Source organism: Paraburkholderia sp. UYCP14C, from assembly GCF_004197395.1.
Lineage (GTDB): Bacteria > Pseudomonadota > Gammaproteobacteria > Burkholderiales > Burkholderiaceae > Paraburkholderia.
The window spans coordinates 1-5,965 of sequence record NZ_SELS01000146.1; the positions used below are offsets into that span (position 1 = coordinate 1).

General features: G+C 57.2%; 3 protein-coding genes and 1 pseudogene. All 4 read left to right on the forward strand.

The features are described 5' to 3' along the window. Positions 1–266 precede the first annotated feature (266 nt). The 4 genes and pseudogenes from EVC45_RS43115 to EVC45_RS43130 all read left to right on the forward strand — a co-directional run bounded on the left by EVC45_RS43115 (position 267) and on the right by EVC45_RS43130 (position 5,819). A pseudogene (locus EVC45_RS43115) lies at positions 267–535 on the forward strand (DUF1488 family protein). 1,396 nt (positions 536–1,931) lie between these two features. Then, a complete protein-coding gene (locus EVC45_RS43120; protein WP_129964164.1) occupies positions 1,932–2,987 on the forward strand; it encodes a type IV toxin-antitoxin system AbiEi family antitoxin in 1,056 nt (351 codons plus the stop codon). After that, positions 2,988–3,899, forward strand: a complete 912-nt coding sequence (locus tag EVC45_RS43125; protein WP_129964165.1) for a hypothetical protein — start codon at positions 2,988–2,990, stop codon at positions 3,897–3,899. A 348-nt stretch (positions 3,900–4,247) separates the two neighbouring features. Continuing rightward, positions 4,248–5,819 (forward strand): RNA-directed DNA polymerase, encoded by a 1,572-nt coding sequence (locus tag EVC45_RS43130; RefSeq protein ID WP_129964166.1) that lies wholly within the window; start codon positions 4,248–4,250, stop codon positions 5,817–5,819. The last annotated feature ends 146 nt before the right edge of the window (positions 5,820–5,965 follow it).

Below are 5,965 nucleotides of genomic sequence, written 5' to 3' on the forward strand. Positions count from 1 at the left end.
GAACGCCTTTGGCCAGGCGCAGTGCGTTAAAAAGGCCTAATTGCGTCCGCAACCAACTGGGCGCCTACCCTGCCGAACAAAGCAGGCTTACGCCCTGAAGCAACTGGCTTAGTACTGTGACAACATTGCTTCGGTTTACGACTGGCTTGCACGCCGTCCGAAGCGGCGCGCCTTGACCTGCAACCCGCCAACTTCGCCCGCACCCGAAACGCATAAGCTGTGCAAAAATCACCGTGACCTGATCAGAAGCGCCGTCCTTGCCGCCCATGGAAACCGTCGAACTTGAACCGCAGGTGCTCGCCAGTCGCCTCGGGGTGGCATTTTTTCTGGTCTTCCAGAACCGCCGGTCGAATGCCTGATCACGATCACGGCGCTGGAAGCGTATTTCTGGCTCGAGCCACACGCAGGCGACGAGCGCATTCTCAGAACCTTTCGTGATGGCTACGGCCGCATCCGGGCGATCGCCGAACGGAAGTTGCTTGCCCATCCCGCAGCACGACTTGAGCTGACGCCGGCAGATTTCTCACGCCCCTGAGACACCGGTTTTTCGCCTGTCCTTGATGGAAGCGTACCAGCCGGTGCTAATCACGTGTATCCCGCCGCGACGGCAACCCGGCGTGGTGACATTCTGTCAGCTGGTTTTCGGGCGAAGCCCGATTGTGATGCCGAGCGAGTCTGACTGTTAGTTGCGTTTTTGATCGGAACGCATTGGGTGGCTGCGACTGTGGCGATACGCTCGCAACGCCCCAACACTTCCCACACAACGACCGACGCCTCCGAAGGAAGCGAGGATAGTGTGTTGCAAGACCCCATTCCTGGGCAGCACAAGAACCAAAACAGCAGCCACGCGCGGTGCGCATGTGAGCGCACGGAGAATGACGTCAACGGCTGGCGCGTAGAACAAGACTGCGATCCTACCTACCTCAAGTCGCTGAAGCCGCAAAAAAATAGGGTGGCCGCCGTCCGCGCCGGTTTGCAAATCCTTCCATGCCGCTAACTCGTGTTAGCGGCATGGCGTTTAATGGGTAAAATGGCTAATAATCTGCTTTAAGCCCGGTCCTGAGCGGCTCGAAGTAGGTGTTTTCCCTAGGTTTGTGGGTTTTTTGCCGGGATGAATAAAAACGGGGGCCCTCTGCGGCTATACGAGTGGCAGGCCGTTGCGCCGCCTGTCCCGGGACTGCGCCGTAGCGCGGCGGGCACAGCCTGACGAGGTGCAACATGTCGAACGATTGGCGTGGATGGGCGGTCCTTGCCCTGATGCTCTTTTTGATGCTTCACGGCTGCAGCTTTTGAATGGACGCGGGCGGGCGCCCGCTTCTTTACAGGCCCGGTGACGACGCAGCGCCACAGGCTTTTAACCTTTCTCGTACCCGCCCCGGGAAGGGGCGGGTTCATGGCATTTAGGGAGAGACCGTGCTAGTCACGAAACACGCACACGCCGCCCAGCTGACCCGCTGCGTCGAGACTATAACTACGGAAGGCGTTCTCAACAATGAATACGACAACCCGATCGCCAAGCATTTGGTTACGCGAGGAACCTTGCGATACTTTTGCTGAACAGCTAAATTAGCGGCAGTTGCTAAACTATAGCACCTTATGCTTCTATAGCTGACCAGCAAAGCTTCGAGCTTACCCAAAAGTCAAGGCCAACCTTTCGCCGGCCGACCGATGGCTCCGGAACCCGCCAAGCCTAGGAATCGGAGACTACGGAAGACGCTCTCAAAAATAGACACGACAACACGGGCGCCTGCATCTGGCTACGCGAGGGAACTTGCGATACTTTTGCTGCACAGCTAAACTAGTAAAAATCGATAAACTATAGCGTATGAAGTTTCTATCGCTGTCCAGCAAAACTTCGATCTTGCCCAAAAGTCATGTCCAACCTTTCACCGGCCGGTAGCTCCGGAGCCCGCCACGCCTACGAATCGAAGATGGCTGACGAACTGTGCGCGGCGCTGGCCGCTGCGACAAACGGGGAAATAGTCTCGCGGCGCGCCGAGATCGCGTTCGGTGACAGGCACCGCCTCGACCTGCTCCTGTCTCTTCGCGTCGGCGATTCGTCCGCCGAATTGGCCATCGAGACCGTTCGCAACGCCTACCCGCGCGACGTTCAGGCGGCGATATGGCGGCTGAACGAATACCAGCTCAGTTCCCCAGATCGAACAGACGTTATCCCTCTCGTCGCAGCCGAATCGCTGAGCCCGGGAGCAAGGGAGATGCTTCGAAAACGCGGAATCGGATACTTCGAGCGCAACGGCAACCTGTATCTGCGGTACGGCAGCTGGCTGGTCAACATCGAAAAGCCGGAGCGGGAAGCGGCGAAAAGAGGGGTCACGTCTCTCTTTACCGATGCGCGTGAAATGGTCGTCCACGCCCTCCTGGTGAACCGCAACAAGTGGTTGACCGGGGGCGAGCTGGCCGAGGTCTCCCAGACGTCGCAGTACACGTGCTCTGTCGTGCTTCAGGAACTGGAGCGCCGCGAGTGGTCTGAGTCGAGCGGAAGCGGTCGGACGCTGCGCCGGCGCCTCTCCAGACCGCGAGCACTGTTGGACAATTGGGCCGAGCATTGGAAGAATCGCAGGGATGAGCGCACGCGCTGGTACTGCTTCGTGGACCAGCCGAAGCTGCTGCTCTCCCGCCTGACCTGCGAGATCGACAGGGCCGGCGTGTCGTTCCCGTGGGCATTCACGGGCACCTCTGCGGCGAATGTCTTTGCTCCACTCCTCACCGGCACCGACACGGCGGACATTGTTGTGCCCCCGGGGCGTGCGAAAGAGATGGCAAAAACCTTGGGACTCAAACCTGCCGAAAAGGGCGCGAACGTTACCTTGATCGAACGGGATGGCACAAGCCTGCAATTTCGCAACGTTCACCCCGAATTTCCCTCGTATTTCGCCAGCCCCTTTATCCTCTACCTTGACCTGCTTGACGGTCGGGGCAGGAACAAGGAACTGGCAGAAAACGTACTCGCCCAACTGGATCTTTAAATGGCTGGAACCAAACCGAAAACTGCGGATGGTTATTCACCTGACGTCACCGCTGCCTGCGAGAGCACGCTGCTTACCCTCCTCGGCGCGTTCGGGACGCTCAAGGGCACACTGCGACTCGTGGGTGGACTCGTCCCCCGGTATTTGACGCCAGAAACGCCTCCTGATGTTCCGGCGCACGCGGGTACCTCGGATGTCGACATTGTCCTGAACCTCCAGGTACTCGCGGCCGGTCAAGAATACGCATCGCTCGCCGATCAGCTCGGTGATCGCGGCTTCTCCCGCTTCGTCAACAGTAGCGGTGCTGTGTCGTCCTGGCAATGGCAAATACGCGTCAATGAGCATATCTCCGTGGTCGTCGAGTTCCTGCGCGGCGCCGAGGGCGATCGGGGTGTCGAGCTCGTGAGCGTCGAAGGCGAGAGAGTCTCCGCACTGTCGATGCCTTTTATGGGGATCGTGGACAAATGGTTTCAGGAACACAAGGTCACGGGTCCGCTGCTGGATGGCGGCGGCATGTCCACCGAGATCATTCGCATCGCAGACGTCCCAGCGTTCATCATCCTGAAAGCGCTGGCTCTGGACAACCGGATGCAGAACAAGGACGCGAGCGACCTGATTCACGTTCTCCGATACGCCGGTGACCTCGAGTATGTCGCCAAACTGATGGTGGAACGAGAGGTATCTGGAGACTACCCGGGCGCTGTGGACGCCGGCATTGCCGCCTTGCGTAAGCGCTTCTGCGACAACCCGGACGACGAGGGCTATCTGAAGGTTGGCCCCGTCGGATACGCCGCGTTCCACGTCATGGGTGACGAGGAAGAGCGCATACGGGAACAACGCTTTGCAGCTGGCCTCGTGGAGAAGCTGGTGGCGATGGTCGACGCGATGCTGGCCGAACGGCGCGCATCGTAACGTCCCGTCTCTCTGCACTACTTGTTTGAAGACGCTACATTAATGCTCCGAGGGAGCCTGCGCGAGGAACAGCGGCGCCACTTTCTCGGTCGGTAATTCAATGAAGTGGCTGGCACGGGCGTCGCCCCAGTTGATAGAAATCGAGGGGCACATGCGTCGTAGCAACCAATTCGCGCTAAAAAACTTTAAGAAAGTATTGCATGCAATATTGGTATTAGTAGACCAATCGAACACATCAACGACTATTCGACGATCCGCGCTCAGCGAGCGTCGGATGGCAATCCTTGGAAGGTACCCGTGCCGTGATCCGGCAACCAGAGCTTTCCACGCCAACCTCCAGATTGAACCATGCTGACTGATGAATCACTCGACTTCGCTAAAGCCCACATAATCGCATTCTACGACACCGATTTCTACCCAAAGCCCTTCGAGTATGGTGCGCTCTGGTATTTTTGGGATGAAGTCAAAACACACCTGCTAAAAGCTCAACCAAACGAACTCTTTGCGGGCCCTCCTCGAGCCATTGCTTGGCCAAAGGCACGGGGAGGCTATCGAGTGGTTCATCAGCTCGAGCCACTTGACGCAATTGTCTATATTGCGCTGACGCACGCAGTCACCGACCAGATTTCCGATGCCCGTATGGGGCCTGAGGTAGCGTGCTCGTACCGCATTAGCCGGGACTATTCGAGCTTCTTCTCTGAAGGCTCTGGATTTGACCTTTACCGTGCCAGATGTCAGCAGCCGTCGCAAGAATACCGCTTCGTTCTGTCAACGGACATTGCGGACTTCTACAACCAGATTTATCTACATCGCGTCGGCAACGCCATCGAGTCCGCAACAGGAAATCCGAAAGCGGGCTTCCAACTGGAGCAGTTCATCACTCGCTTGAACAACAAGGCTTCCCAAGGCATTCCGATTGGACCGGCCCCTTCTGTTGTACTTGCTGAAGCAGTGATGATTGATGTGGACCAGCTTATCAGCGGCATGGGGTTGGACCACGTTCGTTACGTTGACGACATTCGTATATTTAGCAATTCCCGGAAGAAGCTCGAAAGCAGCCTCGAAGAACTCGTCATTTATCTTCACGAGAACCACCGGCTGAATGTGGTCGGCGAAAAGACGAGCATCAGGCGCACTTCTGAATTCCTGCATGAGGAATTGCAAAATCAGTACCAACTGGAAAAGCTCGAAATATTGAAGGAAATTGAGGTTGCCAATCCCTATTCAGCTCACTCATACGACGAGGACAAGGAGGACGACGGCGACGAGGAGAAGGATGGCGATCAGGATACCCGCGAACCAGGAAAGGTTCTACTGGACGCCCTAAGTCGCGTTCGTCGGGCCGGTATGATCGATCTCGCCGTAATTAGAGCAATCATCCGGCGCGCGAAGGCTAAGCGGCTAGGCGATATCGCGGAGCTTTTGCTGCATGAAATGGCCTTTTTCGCTCCGGTCGCCAACGATGTTGTGCTTTATTTGGCGCGTCTTTCAGACGCGCAACTGGTCGATTTGCTCCCGCTTTTTTCGAAAGGTTGCAGCGACGGCAGCTTCGACCGGCATTGTGTCAAAGTCTGGATGGAGTGGCTTTTCAGCCAGAAGCCATCGCTGCTTGCGGACAAGGCGATACAGCAGTACATCAAGAACAAGGGCAGCGTGATTGCGCAGGCAACCGCCGCAGTCAGCGCGGGCAATCTCTCCTGGGCGAAAAGCGCGAAGAGCAAGGTGCTGCCAAACGGCGCATGGGACCGACGCGCCTACCTGTATGCGTTGTCAGCGTTGTCGGGAGATGAGCGCAAGAATTCAATCACTCCGCTCCTGAAACATCCTGCGATGACTGCGACCGACCGGTGGGTAGCATCTTGGATTTTGAAGGATCGGCCCGAGCCAGAGATTGACTGGGACGATGAAATCCCCTTCTAATTCCGACTAACGCAGTTTTTTGTTGGTAGCAGCCCGCCCTCCCATGGAGCGCGGGCTTTTTCTTTACCCGGCGGTTTCAAGCCGAAGTGCAACAAGGGGGTTAATGTTTAGCGTCTTGGGGTTGACTTGCTGAGGCGAGCGTAGCG

Bases quoted from the DNA above. Each gene is read 5' to 3' on its own strand.
- EVC45_RS43120 (WP_129964164.1), top strand. From the start codon at position 1,932: ATGGCTGACGAACTGTGCGCGGCGCTGGCCGCTGCGACAAACGGGGAA.
- EVC45_RS43125 (WP_129964165.1), top strand. From the start codon at position 2,988: ATGGCTGGAACCAAACCGAAAACTGCGGATGGTTATTCACCTGACGTC.
- EVC45_RS43130 (WP_129964166.1), top strand. From the start codon at position 4,248: ATGCTGACTGATGAATCACTCGACTTCGCTAAAGCCCACATAATCGCA.